Genomic DNA, 21,195 nt, shown 5'->3' on the forward strand with positions numbered 1-21,195 from the left:
GGAGGGCGTTGGTGGGCGGGGTGGGTCGGGGGTGGGGATGGGGGGGAGGGGGGGGGGGGGGGTGTCCAGGCGGGGGTGGGGTGTGGGTGCGGGGTGTGGCGACGAAGGCGGCGGACGAGGAAGCGTCGAGGTTGCTGGTGGAGCGGTTGAAGGTGGAGGGGGTGACGCTGGAGTCGTTGAAGGAGACGGGGGATCGGCTGGCGGTGGCGCCGCGGGCGATTCCTGGTTCGGTGGAGGCGCTGGGGCATGTGTCGTATGGGTCTGGTCAGGTGGGGGTGGTGTTCGTCACCGCTCCGGTGATCAACCTGGCGACCGGTTCGCCGCACGCGAGTCCGTGGCTGGGGATGCTGGGGGCGTTGTCGGGGTTCGGCGGAGGCCGTAGTGGTTCGCCGGGCAGTGGTGCGGGGTCGCTGGACGCGTTGGATCGTTTGCCGAGCGCGCCGCGGCTGATGATCCCGACAGACGAGGTCAAGACCGAGGGCGGGATCAGCACCGGGGAGCGGCTTTTCCCCGTGGCGCCACCGTCCTATGTGGACGCGATGGCTTCCGGGACCGCCCAACCCGCGGTCCACGCGACTTCGGCGGAAACGCCGCCGCGACAACCGCACGAGAGCGTGCGCGACGAGGGACGTGCGCGGGTGACCCTCGAAGTCCGACTGACCGACGAGGGTCGTCTCCCGGAAAACGCGGCGGTTTCCCTCGGGCTGATGGTCGACGGTTTCGTGGACGCCGCGGTGCAGGCACGCACTGACGCGCCGCCTCGTTTGCAGGGCGCGGTCTTCGTCGCCCCGGGGACCTCGGCCGGCACGACCGAGCTGACCGCGTTCGTCGAGTCGCGAGTCAGGTCGCGGCTGGGTGACTTCCCGGCGGGTGCCGTGACGGTGACGTCAGACCAAGTGCTGGCGCAGGTCTCCATCTCACCGCTCGTACGTCCCCCTGGGGATGAGCAGCTCGGCCTGGCGCAGGTCCGGGTGGACGGGCAACGTCCGCCGGCCGGTCTCTACGGACCGGGCGTCTACTCGGATCCGGGAAATCCGTTACCGGCCTACCGGCGGGAGATCGAAGAGGCGCGGGCCGCCCTGTCCGAGCTGGAACCGGACGACGCGGTGTTCTCCCGCGCGCGAGAGATCATGAGCGGTCATCACCAGCCGCCGCGGCTGTTCATCGAGGAGAAGCCGCCTCGGGTGCACGAGGCTCATCGAGAACGCCATCAGGCCGCGACCGACCTGGTGGCGGCCGAGTTGATCCGGCCCGGCCGTCTCCATACCGGCGAAGGCGTGACGGCCGCCGAAGTTCGCGCCCGGAGTCTCGTCGATGCCGTGGGCTGGCCCAGGGAGGGGCGGATCCTGGGTGGCGCGCCACAAGAGGGCGACGTCCTGTCACCGGCCGGAGCCGGCCCATCGGCGGCACCGGGAGCGCGGACGCTGGAGGACACGGCGCTACGAGCGTTCTGGGAACGGCTGTCGGACGACGGCGGGCAGTTGCTGTCCAACGCCGACGAGTCGGCCTTCGTCCGGGCCGGTCTCTCGGGTGGGAACCGGATGGTCCTCGTGGATCAGCTGACGTCCTCGACGGCCGACCCCATGTCCGGGCTCTCCGAGATGAGCCTCTCGAAGTTCGGCGAATGGTTGGCCGGCCGGGATTTCGAGGAGTCGGAGGCGCTGTTCCCCGCGGAGCCGGGAGGATCGCGGCCGGAGGGCGAGGTGCCGGAACCGCTCGTCGTCGCGAACGCCTACGGCGAGGAGAACCTGGTCGCCTTGTTGCCGGACGAGGTGAGCCGCAAGGGCGTGGACATGTGGCGCAATTCCAGCGCGCACACCATGCGATTCATCCTCCGGCAGGACGAAACCGATCCCGTCGGCCTTCCCGAGCCCGCTCCCTGGGCGCGACTGGTCGCCGATCAGCGCCCTCTCCCGCTCATGGTCGTGCTTTGGCCGCGTGACCACGGATTCCAGGTCGGCAAGGAAGTCCTGGACCCGGTCACCACCGTGGATCGGTTCTGGACGACCGACGCGTTCCAGCGGTTCCTGGCCGAACCGGTGCGACGGCCGCTCGTGGCGCTCGGCTGGACGGAGGACAGGGGAGCGAACGATCTGGTCGCCGATTTCGTCACCGCGCTGGGTACCCGAATCGGCCCGGTGCAGACCTTCGGTTATCAAGGTCCCTTCAAGTTCTGGGAACAAGGCGCACTCGCCTTCCCACCGGACGCGGCGTTCAAGGAGACCTTCGGCCTGCGGCCGGATGACGTCCGGCGCGTGACCGGAAACGACACGTTCGCGTTGCTGGACACGGCGGACCCGTCCGCGGCGGACGGAGCGCTGGCCACCGCCGCGGTGGTCAAGGCGGAACGACCCGGTGCGTCGGTGATGGTGCTACCCGGCGATGACACGGTCGTGCGCGCCCGCGCGAACACGGCCGACGTCCGATACCCGCTGGGCGGAGAAGAAGTCGTGCGGCTGTTCCTCGCCGAGCCCGGGCTGAAGGCGGGGCTGGCGGCGGATCCGCACGGGCCTGTCGTGCTGGTCGGGGATTTCGGGAACGGCGAGGCCCGGCCCGGCGGCGTCCGGTTCGACGTCGGAGCGGCCTTGGCACGAGAGGGACTGTTCAACCCGGTGTACGCCGCGAACAGGGACGCGCCCCGCGACGCCGTCTTGGTGTCGGGCCTGTTCGCGGACCGGATCAAGACCGAACTGATCTCCGGTTCGGAAGGTGATCCGGTCGCCGTGTTCGTCCGGCACCAAGGAGACGAACGGGACCTGGCCCGAGTGCGTGCCTGGGCCACCAGAGCGGGTGCGGCCGGGGTTCGGACGCTCAGGGGAACCGACGGCAGGCGGATGAAGGTTCCTTGGCAGGTCGCTGTACCGATCTTCCTCAAACCGGCCGCGGGCGGCCAGGTCCATTTGACGCGCTCCGACGGCCGCTCCACCACCGGGGAACCGGGGCAGGCCCTGCGCGACAGCCGTCAGCTACGCGAGGCCCTCGGGCGGAACGAGGCGGGACGCCCTCGGACTCCGCTGCTGATTCCCCTTGAGGGAACCATCACCGGACTTGAAAAGCTCGCGGCGGACCTCGCTGCGGGCGGCTACGCGCGGGACGTCTTCGCGGCCCGCGGTCCGGTGTTTCTCGCCGGCGGTCAAATGGCTCTCATGGAGCCCGGCCTCGACCGAGTCGACGCGGTCGTACCCGGCCCTTCGGACGTGGCGAGCTACGCCTTGGTCGACGCCGAGTCGGGAATCCGCGGTGCGTTCTTCCCCCGCGATCCGGTCGACATCGTCAACCAGTGGCGGGTCGAGGCACGCGCCGATCCCGTGTCGAGCCGGATCTACTTTTCGGAGAAGCCGGGGACCGCGGATTTCGGCGGTGAGGCGTATCTCGTCCCCGGGGGCGAGCCGGGTTGGCGCAGCGTCGTGCACGGCGACGAGTCCGGGATCGGCGCCGCGCTGTCCACCGCCCGCCCTTATGAACTGGGCGACCAAGTCCTCATCCAGGGCGACGCCGCGGGTGCGGCGTTGTTCGGCTCGTCGGTGTACCGGGCGGCGATGCCCGACACGGACCGTCCTCATGCGCTCTTCACGTGCAACGGCGCCGGTGCGCCGGAAACACTCCGGGCGATCGAGTCCCGATGGGGGAAAGGGCCGGTCGTAGCCTCGACCGCGAAGACCTACTACGGCTGGCACGGAATCGGTATTCATGTGGCGGACGACGGGCACCTCGTCCGGGCGGACGAGTCCCAAGCGCCGCCGGTCCGGTTGTCCGATCTGGCGACCGAAAGCATCCCGTCGAAGCTGATCACGCACGGAGCCGAGGGCCTGCCGAAGGAAGTGCGAGAGCTGGTCCGTCGTGCGGTGCGGGCCTCGGCGTGGCGCCTGGCCAACGGCGGGGAGGGCGCGAAGATCCAGGTCCTTGTGCACGGCTCGGACGAAGCCGAGGCGACCACGTGGGGAAACGAACTCGCGACGGAAACCCGGGACACCGCCGAAGCCGAGGCGGTGCGGCTGGCCACTCGATACGAACTGCCGCAGGCACGTTCCCTGGAGATCCTCGTCGACTTCGACGATACCGGGCAGCATCCACCGGTGGCCGAGGTCGAATTCCACCTGGCGCGGGGGTCTTTCGGTGCCGAGGCGCTGAAGACCGGCGGGCTCGACACGATCAAGGACGCCTTCTCGGCGTTGGATCCGGCTTCGCGAAAGTCCTTCGAAACTCCGCCGGAGCTCCCCTTCGAGCCGGCGGTGTCACCCGACTCGGTCGCGGCTATGGCCAACCTGTACGGGGAACAGACCTTGATCTCTCTCCTCCCCGAGCCCGACATCGGTGTCTCGACGCGGGCGAACTGGGCGTTTTCCGGTGGCCATTCCGGGGTGGTCGTTTCGCGGATGACCGGTAAGACGGGGGAGACAGAGACAGAGCTGGCTCCCTGGGCCGACACGTTCGCCGACGAAGTCCCCGGGCCGCTTTTCTTGACCCTGGAAGCGGTGGGCGGAGGGTTCCGAGTGGACGGTCGCGAGGTGACCGTCGCCGACGCCGTGCGCGCGTTCCTGAACAACGAGGCCTTCCGCGGGTTCCGGCAGCAGCCGGTGCGTGGTGCGCTTGCGGTCCTGGTGCGGGACAAGGGTGAATCGCGGTCCGGGCTCGCGACGGATTTCCTCGGCGTGCTCCGCGAAGAGATCGGGCCGGTGCACGCGTTCGCCTACCAGGGGCCGTTCACGATCCGATCGACGGGGTTGCTCGAAGTCCCGCATGAAGCGGTTTTCGAGGAGAGCTTCGGTGCGACGCTCGAAGACGTGCGGCACGTGGCGGACGGAGACGTGTTCGCCTTCCTGGACTCCGGTGATCCGCGAGAAACCGCCGACGCCCTGGTGACGGCTGCCGCGGTGGCGGCGGGGTGGGCTCGCTCGTCGCCGGATGGCCGGGCGGCGTCGGTGCTGTCCATGACCGGCGACGACTTCACGTTCGTCGTCGGCTGGGTGAACGGCGAAATGAGGCTCCGCACGGGAGGCGGCGAGGCGGCTCGGCTGTATTTGGAACAGCCAGGGACACGGGAGGCACTGGCGAGTGATCCGGCCCGCCCGGTCGTGGTCGTCGGTGCCTTCACCGCCGGCGCAGCTCGTCCGGGAACGGTTCCCTTCGAGGTGAGCGCCGCCCTCGCACGCGAGGGATTGTTCAATCCCGTGCACGCCACGACCACCCGGCTTCCTGGCGAGGAACCGATCTTCCACCAGGTGTCCGGGCTGTTCGCCGATCGCGTCAAGACGGAGTTGCTTCCCGACGCCGAGGGACGTCCGGCGGTCGTCTTCGTCCGCTACGAGGGGGATGAGGCGAAACTGGCGGAAGTCCGGGCCTGGGCCCGGCAGGAGGGGGCCCACGGTGTCTTCCGGGTGACCGGACCGGACGGCGTCCGGTCCGAACCACCATGGCGCGGCAAGGCGGTGCCGATCGTCGTCAAACCCGCCGCGGACGGCGGAGTCCACTTGCTGCGCTCCGACGATCGGCCCGTGACCGGGGAACTGGGACCGGCCCTGCGGGACAGCCCTGTGCTCCGCGCCGCGCTGGGCCGCCTCGGTGACGGCAGCGTGGAGCCTCGGGACGAGCGCGCGCCGCTGGTGCTCGCCGTGGACGGGGCGGTGACCGATCTCGGGGGATTCGCGCGTGAGCTGGCCTCAGGCGGCTACTCCCGGACGGTGTTCACGTCGCGGGGTCCGGCGAAGTTCCGCGAGGACGGTGCGCTGGAGGTCACCGACGTCGCGTTCGACCGGGTCGACCCCGCCGAACCGGAGCCCGGACAGATGGTCAGCTATCCGTTGAGGAACGTGAACCTGGGGAACAACGGCGTGTTCTTTCCCGCCAATGTCTGGGATCTGGCGACCTTGTGGCGCTTCGACGCCACCGCAGGGGCTATTACGGGCCGCATCTATCTGTCCCGGAAATCCGGGCGGGGCACGTCCGGTGATTGGTATCTGTCGCCCGCCGGTGGACCCGGCTGGCGCGGGGTGGTGCACGGGTTCGAGGACGGTGTCAAAATGGCGCTGTCGGCGGGGCGCCGTCACGGCCTGGGCGACCAGGTGCACCTCGAATCCGATCAGGCGAGCGCCGCGCTGTTCGCTTCGGCGGTCCATCAAGCGGCGCGGCCCGACCCCGCGAAGCCTTATCGGCTGATGGCCTGTAGAACCGCGGTCGCCCGGCGACTCGTCGAAAACATCAAGAACCGGTGGGGGACGGGGACGGTCGTCGCCCCCACGGCCGTCATCGAGATCGGCTGGAACGGCCGTGGCGTCCAGGTGCACGAGAATGGTCACCTCGTCCGGGTCGACGGTCCTGGACAGCTGCCGGTGCGGTTGGCGCACCTGGCCGCCGAGCGGACGGACCCGGTGTCTTTCAGGCTCCGGCCAGGACTGGAGGACTTCCCCGATCTACGGCTGCTGGCCGAGTTCGCCGCGCGGCCCACGGCGTGGCGGCTGGCCAACGGCGGGGAGCCCGCGACGCTGGAAATCCGGATACGCGGAGCGGAACCCGGGTCCGGATGGGCGGACGCTCTCCGGGACGTCGCGCGGGCCGCGTTCGACGGCGAAGCGGAAAGGCTGACGAAGGAGTTCGGGCTTCCGGACGCGACCGGGCGCTTGGCGATCCGAACCGAATTCACCGACGTCGGAGCCGTACTCTCCCGGGCCGAGATCGCAGTCCGTTTGCCGGAGGGCGACTTCGGCCTCGCGGCACTGGAAAGCGGCCGCGAGGCCGAGATCGTGCGGGCGTTCGCGGCGTTGACATCGGATGCTCCGGCCGAGTATGCCTCCGCCGCGCCGCGGGCGGCCCTCGAAGGCACGTTGTTGGTGGACGCCCAGGGGCGGCGGAACCTGCTCGACCTCGGTTCCGATCCGGAGATCTCCCGGATGCTGGAATCCCGCTGGGGCCGCTCCTCCGACTTCGACCAGCGGATTCTCGCGAAGCCGGTCCGAGACGAAGAGGGGAACGTGGATTACGCCGAGGTCCTCGCGCCCTGGGCCCACACCCTGTCGGACGGCAGCACACCCGTCCGCTTCCTGGTCGTCGACGCCGTCGGCTCGCCGTTGGACGCGGCGTGGCGCGTCGCCGGCGACGATCGGTTCCAGGACTTGATGTCCGGCCCCGTCCGGCCGCGTCTCGTCGTGCTGGCCACGGCGGGGTCCGTCCCGGCGCCTCCCGCCTTCGCGGAGCGGTTCACGCGCATCCTGGCCGAGCTGACCGGCCCACTGCAGGGCTATCACTTCACCGGCCAGGTCGATCTTCTGGACTCCCATGGTGTCCTCGTCGCCGATCCGGCCGAGTTCACCACAGTGTCTCGGCTCTCGATCGAAGACCTCCAGCCTTACGAGAACGGGACGGTTTTCGGGATCAGGGCTCCCGGCGACGACACGCTGAGGGAAACCGCGCTCGCCGTCGCTCGGGCACCTGAACTGGCGGGGGCGATCGTGCTGTTCGCGTCAGGGGCGGCTCCGGCACACTTCCGCGCCGGGCTGGTGGAGCACGCGCAGGAGGTCGAACTGTCCGGCGCGGAAGCAGGCCGGATGCTGCTGGAGAATCCGCGGTTGCGGGAACTGCTCGGCGAAGGGCGGCGGGTCGTGCTGCTCTCCGAGGCGGGCGCCGACCGGAACGGCCACGGGGGCAAGGGTTTCGACCTCGTCGACGCCTTGCTCGCCCAGAACTTCCATAACGACGTCTACGCCCACACCGGCCCGGTACCAGCCGTGGGCCAGAGGCTGGACCTCGTCGGCGTCTCACAATGGCGGACCGGAGAGGTCAAGACGGAGGTGCTCGCGGACGCGGCCGGACGGCCGGCCGCGTTGTTCGTGCGATACCCGGGCGACACGGTGCGGTTCCGGGAGATCCGCGAGTGGGTCGCGGGCGGCGATTCGGCCGCAAGCCGGTTCTACGAGGACCAGGACGGCCAGTGGGAGCTGCCGGGCCGCCCGGTGCCGCTGTTCCTGGGGGCGCGCTCGGCAGGCGAAGTCGGTGCGATCCGCGACAACGAAGCCGGTGAGGCCGCGGCACTGACCTACGCGGACGTCTCACTGGTGCTCCGGGACGACCCGGATCTGCGCGCGCTACTCGGTTCCCTGGGACACGGTTTCGCGGACCCCGCGAAGGAACGATGGCTGATGCCGGTGTCCCTGGAGCACCCGCTCGCCGAGCTCGGCGCCTTTCACGAGGGCATGGCGGCAGGCGGCTACTCGCGGTGGACGAGGGCGCCCCGAGGGCAGGTGACCTTGCTGCCCGGGGGCGTCCTCGGGGTGCGCGGTGACGGATTCGCATCGTGGAAGCCGGTGAAGCCGGGCCGGGACAATGTGTTCAGCTACCCGTCCACCTCCGCGCGGGGCGTTCACGGCCAGTTCTTCCCGATACGTGACTTCGAAGCCGTCCAGTGGCGTTCGTCGACCGCCGAGGAACGTCCGGCGGGCACCCGGTTCTACGCTTCCGAGGTCGCCGGAGCGGACGGGAGCCCGGCCTGGCGGGTATTCGTGACCCCAGCCTCGTCCGACGCGCCTTGGGTCACCGACGTGCACGGGGTGGCGGACGGTGATCTGGTCGTCGCGTTGAAGACCGGGCATCCCCACCGGCGTGGAGACGTCGTCGCGATGTCCGATCCCGCCACCATCGCCACCGTGCTTTACGGCAATGCGGTCTTCGACAGCGTGAAACCCGCCGAGGTCCTGCTGCTCGGCTGTCATGTGGCCGAACCCGCCCCGAACGCCGACAGCACGGCGAAACGCGTCGACGACGTGCGGGTGCCCGGGACACACAAACCGATGGCCTTGATCGCGCCGACCGCGCCGGTCGGCCGCGTCTTCGATCTGGTGCCCGCGGTCATGAACGGGAAACATCTGGTCCGGCTCGGCAGCGAGGATCTGCCACCGCTGCCCGCCGCCGATCTGGTGGCCACCGTGATCGACCCCGCGTGGGTGCCCGACGTGTCCGATGGCGATCGCTTCACCGACGTGAGGACCCTGGGCGTGAAGCTCGCCCGGGCGGCGGTGTGGCGCTCGCTGAGCGGGCCGCTCCCGGAACCGGTGCGGGTCCGGATAGAAGGGCACGGCCGGGACGAACAGGCGGCGGGGAACCTGAACGCGGAAACCGTGCGGGTGACCGAGAGCGAGTTCCTCGCCGAAACCGATCGGCTCCACATCCTCTACGGTCTCGAGCCGGTGGGGTGGGGAGAGTTGGCGGTGCGGACCGTTCAGCACGTGGCCGGGCCGGGCAGGACCGGCTCCCTCGTCACCGTGGACCTGCCGGTGGACGATGTCGGGGGAATCGCTTTGGCGCGATTCGAGCAACGCCTGGCCGAACTGAGCGACGATGACGCGCCCGCGCCTCAGCCCGAGCTGGAGGAACTGGAACGCCTGTTCGCGCCGACGAAGAAAAACGGTTCCTCCTGAGACCCGCGCCGCAAGCCCCGAGGTGTTCACGAACGGTGGAATCCAGGGTTCGAAAGTGCACCCGCGCTGTCTCGAAAAGACAATCCTCTTGCCGATACGGGAATGCGGTGGTCCGCTGTATTCGCGGATTCGGCGTGCTTTGACAGAGGGGAGCACCGTACATGCGTGGCGAAGGCACGAGGGTGGTACGGAGAGGGAACGAATCTTTTGTGCTGAGTGCCTTGTACCTCGACGGGCCCTTGAGCCGGAAGGAACTGAGCGCGGCGACCGGCCTCAGCCCGTCCGCCGTCTCCCAGTCGATCACCGGCCTCGTCCAGAACGGCCTGGTACGGGAGGCGGGGAAGGCCGACTCCAACGGTGGGCGGCCGAGAACCCTTCTCGACATCAACCCCACCTTCGGCTACACGGTGGGCGTCGCGATCACCGGCAGGGCCTTGCGGATCGGCCTGTTCGATCTGTCGTGCCGCCGGATCCAGGTGGTGAAGCGCGCACTCTCGGCCGGCGTCCAGGACATCGACGAGGTGGCCCGCGAACTCGGCATCGGCATCCGCCACCTGCTGTCCCTGAGCGGCGTTCACGACTCCGCCCTGACCGGCATCGGTATCGGGCTGCCCTCGTCGGCAAGCCCGCACCAGGCGATTCCCTGGACCTCCCGAAAACTCGAAAGCCTGCTGGGGCTCGGCATTCCCGTGTTCATCGAACGTGAGGTCAACATCCGGGCCCTGGTCGAGAGCCGGCTCGGCGCCGCGCGCGGTGTCGGCCGGGCCGTCGTGGTGCAGATAGGTCTCGGAGTCGAGGCTTCCCTCGTGGCCGACGGAACCGCGAAACGCATTCGCGATTGGGGACATACGACCATCGATTACGGAGGCCGCAGTTGCCATTGCGGAGCCCGGGGATGTGTCGAGGCATATGTCGGCGCGAGCGGCATTCTCCAGCGTTCTCTGGAACTTCCCGGAAGGGAAGCGCTACTGGAAGGAAATGATTTCGAACGGCTGCGCACGCTCGTCGGCTCGACGGAGCACTGCGCGGCCGCGCACGCCCTTGTGCGGGAGACCGCCGGGTACATCGGTGCCGCGGTGGGGAATCTCATCGCGTTGCTCGCGCCGGCGCGACTCGTGATCTCCGGCTGGGCGGGCCAGTTGCTCGGGTCCCGGTTCCTGCCGGAGATCAGGGACGCGGCGACCCGGCACGGGCTTTCCCCGGCCGCCGTCCTGCTCGGGCGGGTCGAGGTCGACGCGACGCTCACCGGCGCGGCCGTCCTGCCGGTCCTGGGGCTGATCAAACGCGGCACGGCCCTGCCTCGGGCGGTGGCCGGGCTTTGAGTCCGTGAAGGACTCCTTGAGGGACTTGTGGTCCCTCAAGGAGTCCTTCACGGACTCGCACGGTCAGCCGCAGGCAGGCGTCGCGATCCAGTGCCCGGTGTCGAACGGGACAGGGGAGCTTTCGGTATAGATGTGGCGGCACGCTTCGAAGATGGACGGATGTCCCTTCACCCCGGGCACCTGGTACTCGGTGGGCGGGTACTCCTCGTGCGCCTTGCGCCAGGCTTCCGCGCTGGTCCACCGGGCGATGTTGATGTACCGGAAGGTGCTGTCACCCACGTCGGTGTTGCGATGCAGATGCGCCTCCAGGAGCGCTCCTGTCTTCCGGAAGACCGCCGACGTCCGGTCCCAGTTCGCCAGGAACTCTTCCTCCCGCTCCGTCGGGACGATGAAGACGTTGATGAGCGTTGCTTCCACAAGGTTCCTTTCTAGCGGGCGAGTTCTTCGAGTGACCGCTGACGCGTCTCGATCCCGAGCTTGACGAAGACCCCGAGTCCGATCGCCAGCGCGGCGCCGAAGACGGCGAACGCGATGACGATGCCGCCGGGCTGCTCCAGGAGGAGGCCGAGCACGATCGGCGAAACGACCGCGGCCAGGCTGCGCAGGGAACTGCCCACGTTGGTGGCCCAGGCCCGCATCCGGGTCGGATAGAGCTCGGCGCTGTACATGTAGATGAGCGGGGCGTTGATGTTGACGCCGATCAGCACGATCGCACCCGACGCGAACAGCATCTGCCAGCCGCTCACCCCGAACAGGCCGATCGACACCACACCGAGGACCGCACCGAACAACGCGAGCGAGTAGCCGGTGATGAACCAGAATCGGCGTCCGATCCGATCGAGGGTCCACGCCGCCACGTACAGCACGATGAGGTCTCCGAGCGTGATCGCACCGGTCAGCAGCGACGCCACGGACGGCGAGAGACCACCGATCTTCACCAGCAGGGTGGGCATGAACGTGGTGAAGCCCCACAGGGCGAAGAACGTGGTCAGCCAGGTCGACCACAGCAGTACGGTCCGGCCGCGGTATTCGCGGCTGAGCAGTTCACCGAACCTGGTGCGCCCGCTCGGGGGCGCCGCGGCGGCAAGGGGGGCCGGCTCGGTGACGGACTTCTCCCCGTCCGGCCGTCGCACCGCTCGCTCCATCTCGGCGACCACACGATCGGCGTCGCCGACCCGTCCCTTCTCGACGAGATAGCGGGGGGATTCGGGCAGCCGGAACCACGCCCACACCGCTGTCACCAGCGGGAGCGCGCCGATCAGGAATAAGCCGCGCCAGGCGGTTTCCGGCGGGAACACCGCCAGGAAGAAACCACCGAGGAGCGAGGCGAGCAGAATGCCCCAGATGAACAGGCTTTCGTAAAGGGTGACGATCCGTCCCCTGGCGTTCGCCCGGACGAACTCGTTGAACATCGCCGCGGCGACCGGGACCTCCGCGCCCAGCCCGATTCCCTGCACCAGCCGGATCACCATCAGGCTGTCGACGCTCCACGAAAACGCCGCGATGAGCGACAGGCCACCGAAGATCACCGAAGAGGCGATGTAGGCCCACTTGCGACCGTAGCGTTCCGACAGGACGCCGAAGCCGACCGCGCCGAGGATCTGGCCGAGGTAGCCGGCGGCGATGAGCGGGCCCGCGACGGAAAGCGGGGCGCCGAAGGTCGTCAGAATCGAGGTCAGGGCGACCGCGACGACGAGACCGTCGAAGGAGTCGATCAGTGTGCCGATCCCGAGGATCGACGCGACCCGGAGGTGGACACGGGTGAACGGCAGCCGTTCCAGCCGGGCGAGAACGACGGGCCCGTCGGGCGGGTCCGTCGGCGTACTCGCGGTCGACGCCGAGGCCTTTTCGGACATGGGAGGATCCTCTCTCCTCCGTGGAGGGATGGGAAGCCGATGGGGGAGTGCGATGACCGGGTACGGACGGCCGTCGTGGTCAGGCGAGCGGGTCCGGTTTCGCTGACCGCACAGTGGACGGGTCCTTTTCGGACACTTCGCCGGCGAGGAGTGCGGGGCCCCCGGGCAGTTGCTTGATCGCGCCCTGGGGAGAGGCGGCCTTGACTGGCATCCACATCCGTTTCGCTCACTACGACGGCTCGCCCGGCCGGTACGGCAGCCGAGAACGCAGTAATCGTGTACTAACGGATACCGGGCGCACACGAAAAGTGACCCGTCGCGGGAATCGTAGGGGAAGCACTCACCAAAGGATCACGTCGCGTCTTACTGGACTTCGGCCCCAGCCAGGAAGGTGCCTGTGTGACCACGTTTCATCTCCCCGAACTCAGTTTCCCTTGTCCGAGGCGGCTGCCCCGTTCGGACGCGGAGCGGCTCAAACGCGAAACCGGCGAGTGGGGAATGCGGCGCGACCTGCTGTCGTCCGGCTTGTTCGGCTACGGCATCGGTGTGGTCGGGAAGGCGCCTCAGGGGCGAGCGGCAGTCTTCCTGCGCTGGTTCTTCTGGATCTTCGTGGTCGACGATCTCGTCGACGCCGGTTCCCGGGAACACAGCGAAAGGCTCGCGGGCTTCGCGCGAAAAGCGTTGGCGGCCAGGAAGTTCCCGGCTCTCGTGCCGGAGCACGACCCGACGCGGGCAGAGCCCGCCTTCCGGCCGATCCGGAGCAGTGGACTTCGAACAGGCGGCACCGAGCTTGTTCTGGCCTCGGTTCGACCGTGATCCGCAGCTGATGAGCCGTTCGTGCGCCGACGGTGTGGACCCTGAGCGAAGGCCCGGCGTGAGGCACACGCCGGGCCCTCAGCGGCCTCAGTTCTGGACGAGCCTGTCGACGACGCCGCCGTCGACGTGCACCAGGTTGCCGTTGGACAGGTTGTTCTGGTGCGTGCCCTTGTAGTCGCCCAGCACGGGAACGACGGCGATCTGCTGGCCGCCGGTGAGCGGCACGGGGCAGATGCAGGTCGCGTGGGCGAAATTGTCGGCCGCCTGGATACCACCCTCGGTGAACTGCTGGGTGTCGTCGGCGGCCGACGCCGAGCCCGCCGTGACGGCGGCCGCTCCGGCGGCTAGGAAAAGAACTGTTGCGATTCGTGATGATATGAACACGCTGAGCAACTTAACAAAGCCGGTGCTGGACCGCCGATCGGTACCTCCAACGCGACCACGGCTCCGGGGCCATCGCCCTTGAACGACAGAAGCCCTGCCCCTCCGATGAGGGGCAGGGCTTCTGACTCGCGAAAACAGATGGTGCGCGATACTGGGATTGAACCAGTGACCTCTTCCGTGTCAGGGAAGCGCTCTCCCGCTGAGCTAATCGCGCGAGGTGGAGACGGGATTCGAACCCGTGTACACGGCTTTGCAGGCCGTTGCCTCGCCTCTCGGCCACTCCACCGTGACAGGCCCGAGGGGGCCTTCCGAGCGGATGACGGGATTCGAACCCGCGACCCTCACCTTGGCAAGGTGATGCGCTACCAGCTGCGCTACATCCGCACATCCTCGGTCCGGGCTGGAGGTCAGAACCTTGCGGTTTTGTCCCTCACCCCGTCGCCGTGGTGTGTGTGAACACTATCCGACCCCGGAATCGGCCCTGCAACCGGGGTGCCACTTGCTGTTCGCAAGCCCGTCATCAGGCCAGATCGTTGGGGATCAGGTGGGTCAGGGCGTCGTCGACGTCGACCCACAGATGCTCGTTGCCCGGGAGCACGACGTCGTAGGTCCGGTCGAGGAAGTCGGCCAGCTCCTGGGCGGACGCCTCGAACATGGCGTGCCCGGAAGGCGAGTTCAGTTCGATGAGGACGGACTCGGGGTCCTCGACGGAGGGGCGGATGCGGACGTCGCCGTCGCCTGCGTCGGCCAGGAGGCCGTCGGCGAGGAGATCGCGCGCGTAGACCCACTCGACCCAGCCGGCGCGGCCGGTGCGGAAGGCGGCGACGACCGCGTAGGGGTCGCGTGTGTCGTATCGCAGTTCCACCTTGACCGGAACCGCGGGCGTCCGCGGTGCCAGGAGGTCGAACACCGCCGTCGAGCGGAGCGTCACGTGATCGTTGCGCATCGTCCTACCCTTCGTCTCCTTCCCGGCCCGGTCGAACCGAGTGGCGATGATGTGACGTTTCGGGCGGCCGATCGGAACGCGGTTTTGCCGCAGATCACCCGGTTGGGGTCATCGGACCCCGGCTCCCTACTTCGTCACCCCATCATCACCCGCGCGACGCGCAGCCCTACATGCGCCCTGCAGGCAGTCCACATGTACATACTGCGCGGTTTAGTCGTCACGCGATAGCACCGTCGCACGAATGTCGAAACGCGTCGCAGGCGCCCCCCGGCCAGGACAACCCCGGCTAGCTCGTGGTTGTTCGCTCCGTATTTGCTGGTGAGCGGAGTGTGGTCGGAGGGAACCACCCGTTTGCAGGCCCCCTAAAGTCGTGGGGTACAGTCTGCCGAACACCGCGAGCGGGCGATTAGCTCAGCGGGAGAGCGCTTCGTTCACACCGAAGAGGTCACTGGTTCGATCCCAGTATCGCCCACCGGATGAAGGCCCTGGACCATCGGTCCGGGGCCTTGATTCATTCCCGGACACTAATGGCGGGGGGCCGTCCGGTGGCATTCGATCCCCAGGTCGGACGCGGGTTATGTGGGGACGGTACTTCTGCCGTCGCGGGCCGGTCCGCTGTCGAGGCTGAATGCGTCCGGTGCGGCGGGGGTGGTGGGGCGCCGCCGGTTCGAAGATCCCCGAAGCCGACGTTCAGGCCGGTGTGGACATTCGCCGGGGACCTCCCGTCGCGCCGCGAAAACGTCACATGATCCGTCCGTCGAGACGACACTGTGATCCTCGGCACGGTAACACCGGGTGAAAGGTCCAGACCATGGTGGAAGTGATGCAGGGCATGGATGAGCGCCTCACTCGTCCGGCCCCGGCGGGGGAGCCGCCGTGACGCTGACGTGATGTGACGAAACGCCACTCCGGTGACCGATTGACAAGGTAGATCCGCCCGCGGTGAGGACGGCTCGCGCACCGGGCTTCCCGGAGGACGTGAAATCCACTGTGGACCGGCGGGAGATCGACTTCCGTGAACCGTCCACTATGGAGCTTTCGGGGCTATTCGGCCGATCGGGGGCGTGGCGCCACGAGTGGCCGGGAAAGCTGCGAATTCGTGACTACTTTGAGTAGTTGTTCGGGGGATACGGTCTATTACCCATCGTCATCATCTTGTTATCAACGCGGCATTCATTTGCCGGAAGCCCGCGCAGGATGTGGCTGGAAATCCTTGTAACGATGGCCGGAGAGCGGCCGATACCTTGGCGTGTGTCGCCCCATCAGCCGTTGAAGGATCTTGAGAATCGATCACTCTTCGAAATCGCTCTCATTTACTCAGCGTGTTGGTCCGGCGTTCGGGAATCCCCACTCCGGGAGGTCTGATGGAAGAGTCGGTGCGGCCGTCGTCCACCGTTAACGGGACGCCGCAGCACATCGACCTTCAGTCGATCCCGCTCCCCCCGCAAAGGGGTGCGGGCAATGCCGCGGCGGTCGACACGACGTCGGCGCGGCCGCCGTACGCGGCTTGGGAATCGCGCTACCGCGCCTGGGTCGTCGGTAGTGACGTTTTCACGGCCTTCGTGCTCATCATGATGAGCGCCTTCTTGATCGATCGATCCGATCCACATGACATGCACGCGCTCGGCACCGCCGCCGCCTTCCTGTTCGGGCTGTCTGTCTGCCGCGCCTGGAGCCCGAGGGTGCTGGGCGAGGGCGCGGAGGAGTACCGGACGCTGGGCCGGGGCCTGGTGGCCACCGCGGTCCTCGTCGCGCTGGGCGGCCTGCTCTTCGGCGCGCTCGCCGTCCAGCCCTGGGTCTTCATCGTCGTGCCGATGATCTCGGTCTTCATGTTCCTGCAGCGGTACGCGCTGAGACAGGTGCTGCACCGGCGCAGGCGGCTCGGTGAATGCCTGCTGCCGGTGCTCGCGGCGGGAAGCCCCGACACGGTCGCCGATCTCATCGCCCGCACCAAGGCCGATCCCCACGTCGGCTGGCGGGTGGAAGCGGTCTGCACGTATTCCGGCGCCGGCGCGGACCGGGGGAGCGGCGAGGTGGAAGGCGTCCCTGTCGTCGGGAAGCTCGACGACCTCGCGGGTCACGTCCGCCGTGGCGGCTACCGGGTGGTCGCCGTGACCGCCGATCAGCACTGGAACCCGAAACGCCTCCAGCGGCTCGCCTGGGACCTCGAAGGGACCTCCGCCGAGATGGTGGTCGCCCCGATGCTGATGGAGGTCGCCGGTCCCCGGTTGAACGTCTCCGGTGTGCTCGGCATGCCACTGCTGCGGGTCAGCGCGCCGCAGTTCACCGGTGGCCGCCGTTTCGTCAAGGAAGTGCTCGACCGGTTCGGCTCCGCGCTGCTCCTCACCCTGGTTTCCCCGCTGCTGCTGGCGATCGCGGTCGCGATCAAGCTCGACGACCGCGGCCCGGTGATCTACCGGCAGCGCCGCGTCGGCCGCGACGGCCACACCTTCACCATGCTCAAGTTCCGCACGATGGTCACCAACGCCGACAAGCTCAAGCAAGACCTCCAGGCGGAGAACGAGGGTGCGGGACCGCTGTTCAAGATGCGGAAGGACCCGCGCGTCACCAAGGTCGGCTCCATGCTTCGCCGGTACTCGCTCGACGAACTGCCACAGTTGCTCAACGTCGTGAGCGGCCGCATGTCGCTCGTCGGTCCCCGCCCGCCCTTGCCGGAGGAGACCGTGAAGTACGCCCCCGACGCGCGCCGCCGCCTCCTGGTCAAGCCGGGGCTGACCGGGCTCTGGCAGGTCAGCGGCCGCAGTGACCTCAGCTGGGCCGAGAGCATCCGCCTCGACCTGCGTTACGTCGAAGACTGGTCGCTGGCCCTCGACCTGGTGATCCTGTGGAAGACCTTCCGGGCCGTGGTCCAGGGGCGCGGGGCTTATTGATCCTTTCGTCATATCGGCTCGACGGCCGTCGTCCTCCGGGACGGCGGCCGTTCTTGTGATCGAGCGCACACGCAGAGGTAGTTGAGCGAGAAATAGTTCAGCGCTCAACTAGGTTGAAGGCGAGTACAGGACGCGTACGGAAGGAAGATCCACCGATGACCACCAGCGTTGAGCCGACCGAAGCCTTGAACCTCCCGCAGGACGTTCAGGACCTGTTGTTCCGCGAGGCCCGCACCGCGAACAGCTTCAGCGACGAGCCGGTGACCGACGAGCAGATCCGCGCGATCTACGAGCTGGTCAAGTGGGCCCCGACGTCGATGAACAACCAGCCGCTGCGCGCGCTGGTGATCCGCACCGAAGAGGGCAAGAAGCGTCTCGCCCCGCTGATGTCCGAGGGAAACCGCGCGAAGACCGAGGCCGCGCCGGTGACCGTCGTGCTGGCCGCCGACACCGAGTTCCACGAGAACCTGCCGCGCACCTTCCCGCACTTCCCGGGCGCCAAGGACCTGTTCGCCGAGGAGGCGGGCCGCGTCGAGACAGCCAAGCTCAACGCGCTGCTCCAGGTCGGCTACTTCATCATCGGCGTCCGCGCCGCCGGGCTGGCCGCCGGCCCGATGACCGGCTTCGACGCCGAGGGCATCGACAAGGAGTTCTTCGCGGACAAGGCGTGGAAGTCCCTCGTCGTGATCAACGTCGGCAAGCCGGGCGACAACCCCTGGTTCGACCGCCTGCCGCGGCTGGACTTCGACGAGGTCGTCGAGACCATCTGACCTCGCCGCTCGATACGCGAAGGCCTTCTTCCGATGGGAAGGAGGCCTTCGTGGTGTTTGAGGTAATGCGCGTGAACCGTGTCGTGGGTGACGACTAACATCACAGCAAAGTTGTACGACTTTCCTAAGGAGCCCATCGTGTCCCAGCCGTCGTCAGTAGCAGCCGTAACCGCCTCGCGCGTGGTGGTACCGGCGGGCACTACGGCGGGCACCGCGGTCCGCGAAGCCGGGCTGCCGACGAAGGGGCCGGACACGATCGTCGTCGTGCGCGACGCCGAGGGGAACCTCCGCGACCTCTCCTGGGCTCCGGAGTCCGAGGTCGAGGTGGAGGCGGTCGCGGCCAACACCGACGACGGCCGCAGCGTCATCCGCCACTCGGCCGCCCACGTGCTCGCCCAGGCCGTGCAACAGCAGTTCCCGCAGGCCAAGCTCGGCATCGGCCCGCCGGTCAAGGACGGCTTCTACTACGACTTCGCCGTCGACACCCCGTTCACCCCGGAAGACCTGCAAGCGCTCGAAAAGCGCATGAAGCAGATCGTGAAGGGCTCACAGCAGTTCTCCCGCCGCGTCTTCGACTCGGTCGACGAGGCCAAGAAGGAACTGGCCGACGAGCCGTTCAAGCTCGAACTGGTCGACATCAAGTCCGATGTGGACACCAGCGAGGTGATGGAGGTCGGCGGCGGCGAGCTGACCATCTACGACAACCTCGACCCGCGCACCAAGGAGCGCGTGTGGAGCGACCTCTGCCGCGGTCCGCACGTGCCGACCACCAAGTTCATCCCGGCGTTCAAGCTCACCCGCGTCGCCGCCGCCTACTGGCGCGGTGACGACAAGAACCCGCAGCTGCAGCGGATCTACGGCACCGCCTGGGAATCCGCCGAAGCGCAGGACGTCTACCTGGAGCGCCTCGCCGAGGCGGAGCGGCGCGATCACCGCAAGCTCGGTGTCGAGCTGGACCTGTTCTCCTTCCCCGACGAGATCGGCTCGGGGCTGCCGGTGTTCCACCCCAAGGGCGGCATCATCCGGCAGGAGATGGAGAACTACTCGCGCCAGCGGCACGTCGAAGCCGGGTACGACTTCGTCTACTCGCCGCACATCACCAAGGGCGCGCTGTTCGAAACCTCCGGGCACCTCGACTGGTACCGCGACGGCATGTACCCGGCGATGCACCTCGACGCCGAGCACAACGAGGACGGTTCGGTCCGCAAACCCGGCCAGGACTACTACCTCAAGCCGATGAACTGCCCGTTCCACGACCTGATCTTCCGCTCGCGCGGGCGTTCCTACCGGGAACTGCCGCTGCGGATGTTCGAGTTCGGCTCCGTGTACCGCTACGAGAAGTCCGGCGTGATCCACGGCCTGACCCGTGTGCGCGGTATGACGCAGGACGACGCGCACATCTTCTGCACCCTGGAGCAGGTCCCCGGTGAGCTGAAGTCCCTTTTGGACTTCGTGCTGAACCTGTTGCGCGACTACGGACTCGACGACTTCTACCTCGAACTGTCCACTCGGAACGAGGACAAGTACATCGGTTCCGAAGAGGTCTGGGCCGAGGCGACCGAGGTGCTCCGCACCGCCGCCGTGGACTCCGGGCTGGACCTCGTCCCGGACCCGGGCGGCGCGGCGTTCTACGGGCCGAAGATCTCCGTGCAGGCCAAGGACGCGCTGGGCCGCACCTGGCAGATGTCGACCATCCAGCTGGACTTCATGCTGCCCGAGAAGTTCGAGCTGGAGTACACCGCGGGCGACGGCAGCCGCCAGCGTCCGGTGATGATCCACCGCGCGCTGTTCGGCTCGATCGAGCGGTTCTTCGGCGTGCTGACCGAGCACTACGCGGGCGCGTTCCCGGCGTGGCTGTCGCCGGTCCAGGTGGTCGGCATCCCGATCACCGAGGACCAGGTCGAGCACCTGCGCGGGGCCGAGAAGGCGCTGCGGGCCAAGGGGATCCGGGCCGAGGTCGACGCGAGCGGCGACCGGATGCAGAAGAAGATCCGCACCCACACCACGCAGAAGGTGCCCTTCATGCTCCTGGCGGGCGCGAAGGACGTCGAGGCGGGCGCGGTGTCATTCCGGTTCCGCGACGGCGGCCAGATCAACGGGGTCCCGGTGGCCGACGCCGTCGAGGCGATCGCCGGCTGGGTCCAGCGCCGGGAGAACTCCTCGCCGACCGTGGCGGGCTTGGAGGCGGTACTCCGGTGACGGGCCCCGATGGCCCCGAAGTCGTCGGACAGGACGGTGTGGGGGTCCCGGACGCTTTGCAGCGCCTGTGGACCCCGCACCGGCTCGCCTACGTGCAAGGGTCGAAGAAACCCGACGAGGGCTGCCCGTTCTGTCACCTTCCCGAGAAGAGTGACGAGGACGCGCTGATCCTCGCGCGGGGGAAGACCGTGTACGCGGTGCTGAACCTGTACCCGTACAACCCCGGTCACCTGATGGCCGTGCCGTACCGCCATGTCGCGGACTACACGGACCTGACGGCGGAAGAGACCACCGAGGTGGCGGAGTTCACCCAGCACGCGATGCGGGTGATCCGGGAGGTGTCGTCGGCGCACGGGTTCAACATCGGGATGAACCAGGGCGTGATCGCCGGCGCGGGCATCGCCGCGCACCTGCACCAGCACGTGGTGCCGCGCTGGGGTGGCGACGCGAACTTCATGCCGGTGATCGGGCACACGAAGGTGCTGCCGCAGTTGCTGGGGGAGACGCGGCAGCTGCTGGCGGACGCCTGGTAACTGCGGGTTCTCCGGTCCCCACCGCGGTACGCCATCGCCACGATTCTTTCTCGTGTGAAGGCCCCCTTCCC

Annotated in this window: 12 protein-coding genes and 4 tRNA genes; 8 read left to right on the forward strand and 8 right to left on the reverse strand. The window is 68.2% G+C overall.

All coding sequences use genetic code 11. The features are described 5' to 3' along the window. The first annotated feature begins 95 nt into the window (after window positions 1-95). Together CFP71_RS30555 and CFP71_RS30560 are read left to right on the forward strand one after the other, a co-directional pair. Window positions 96-9,407: a hypothetical protein gene (locus CFP71_RS30555; RefSeq protein ID WP_143267214.1), complete on the forward strand. Its 9,312-nt coding sequence runs from the start codon at window positions 96-98 to the stop codon at window positions 9,405-9,407. A gap of 209 nt (window positions 9,408-9,616) precedes the next feature. Then, on the forward strand, window positions 9,617-10,729 hold the full coding sequence (locus CFP71_RS30560) for an ROK family transcriptional regulator (protein WP_167406332.1): 1,113 nt from the start codon (window positions 9,617-9,619) through the stop codon (window positions 10,727-10,729). A 63-nt stretch (window positions 10,730-10,792) separates the two neighbouring features. Here the strand turns inward: CFP71_RS30560 and CFP71_RS30565 are convergent, their stop codons facing one another. From CFP71_RS30565 to CFP71_RS45445, 3 genes are all read right to left on the reverse strand, one after another. Then, window positions 10,793-11,146 carry an antibiotic biosynthesis monooxygenase family protein gene (locus CFP71_RS30565; RefSeq protein WP_093937428.1) on the reverse strand — a complete coding sequence of 118 codons (354 nt, stop codon included), beginning with the start codon at window positions 11,144-11,146 and terminating at the stop codon, window positions 10,793-10,795. 11 nt (window positions 11,147-11,157) lie between these two features. After that, on the reverse strand, window positions 11,158-12,585 hold the full coding sequence (locus tag CFP71_RS30570) for an MFS transporter (protein WP_093937429.1): 1,428 nt from the start codon (window positions 12,583-12,585) through the stop codon (window positions 11,158-11,160). Window positions 12,586-12,664: 79 nt separating this feature from the next. After that, window positions 12,665-12,796, reverse strand: a complete 132-nt coding sequence (locus CFP71_RS45445) for a hypothetical protein (RefSeq protein WP_279629253.1) — start codon at window positions 12,794-12,796, stop codon at window positions 12,665-12,667. A gap of 188 nt (window positions 12,797-12,984) precedes the next feature. Between CFP71_RS45445 and CFP71_RS30575 the strand changes: the two genes are divergently transcribed. Further along, complete coding sequence (locus tag CFP71_RS30575; protein WP_093937430.1) at window positions 12,985-13,401, forward strand: isoprenoid biosynthesis enzyme family protein; 417 nt, start codon at window positions 12,985-12,987, stop codon at window positions 13,399-13,401. Window positions 13,402-13,488: 87 nt separating this feature from the next. Here the strand turns inward: CFP71_RS30575 and CFP71_RS30580 are convergent, their stop codons facing one another. From CFP71_RS30580 to CFP71_RS30600, 5 genes are all read right to left on the reverse strand, one after another. Further along, on the reverse strand, window positions 13,489-13,785 hold the full coding sequence (locus CFP71_RS30580) for a hypothetical protein (protein ID WP_208636074.1): 297 nt from the start codon (window positions 13,783-13,785) through the stop codon (window positions 13,489-13,491). Between the two features lie 139 nt (window positions 13,786-13,924). Next, window positions 13,925-13,999: transfer RNA gene (locus CFP71_RS30585), tRNA-Val, on the reverse strand. Between the two features lies 1 nt (window position 14,000). After that, window positions 14,001-14,071 (reverse strand) — tRNA-Cys (locus tag CFP71_RS30590). Window positions 14,072-14,096: 25 nt separating this feature from the next. Further along, window positions 14,097-14,169 (reverse strand) — tRNA-Gly (locus tag CFP71_RS30595). Window positions 14,170-14,305: 136 nt separating this feature from the next. Further along, the gene (locus tag CFP71_RS30600; RefSeq protein ID WP_005159130.1) at window positions 14,306-14,731 is read right to left on the reverse strand and encodes an SsgA family sporulation/cell division regulator; all 426 of its coding nucleotides are present in this window, start codon (window positions 14,729-14,731) and stop codon (window positions 14,306-14,308) included. Between the two features lie 400 nt (window positions 14,732-15,131). Here CFP71_RS30600 and CFP71_RS30605 point away from each other — a divergent pair. The 5 genes from CFP71_RS30605 (at window position 15,132) to CFP71_RS30625 (ending at window position 21,124) form a co-directional block, all read left to right on the forward strand. After that, window positions 15,132-15,203 (forward strand) — tRNA-Val (locus CFP71_RS30605). Window positions 15,204-16,095: 892 nt separating this feature from the next. Continuing rightward, window positions 16,096-17,622 (forward strand): sugar transferase, encoded by a 1,527-nt coding sequence (locus tag CFP71_RS30610; protein WP_167406333.1) that lies wholly within the window; start codon window positions 16,096-16,098, stop codon window positions 17,620-17,622. Window positions 17,623-17,777: 155 nt separating this feature from the next. Then, the gene (locus CFP71_RS30615) at window positions 17,778-18,392 is read left to right on the forward strand and encodes a malonic semialdehyde reductase (RefSeq protein WP_093937432.1); all 615 of its coding nucleotides are present in this window, start codon (window positions 17,778-17,780) and stop codon (window positions 18,390-18,392) included. A 138-nt stretch (window positions 18,393-18,530) separates the two neighbouring features. Continuing rightward, window positions 18,531-20,591 carry a threonine--tRNA ligase gene (gene thrS, locus CFP71_RS30620; protein WP_093937433.1) on the forward strand — a complete coding sequence of 687 codons (2,061 nt, stop codon included), beginning with the start codon at window positions 18,531-18,533 and terminating at the stop codon, window positions 20,589-20,591. Continuing rightward, window positions 20,588-21,124, forward strand: a complete 537-nt coding sequence (locus tag CFP71_RS30625) for an HIT family protein (RefSeq protein ID WP_093937434.1) — start codon at window positions 20,588-20,590, stop codon at window positions 21,122-21,124. The genes thrS and CFP71_RS30625 overlap by 4 nt, the downstream gene beginning before the upstream one ends. Window positions 21,125-21,195 lie beyond the last annotated feature (71 nt).

This window comes from Amycolatopsis thailandensis (genome assembly GCF_002234405.1).
GTDB classification, from domain to species: domain Bacteria; phylum Actinomycetota; class Actinomycetes; order Mycobacteriales; family Pseudonocardiaceae; genus Amycolatopsis; species Amycolatopsis thailandensis.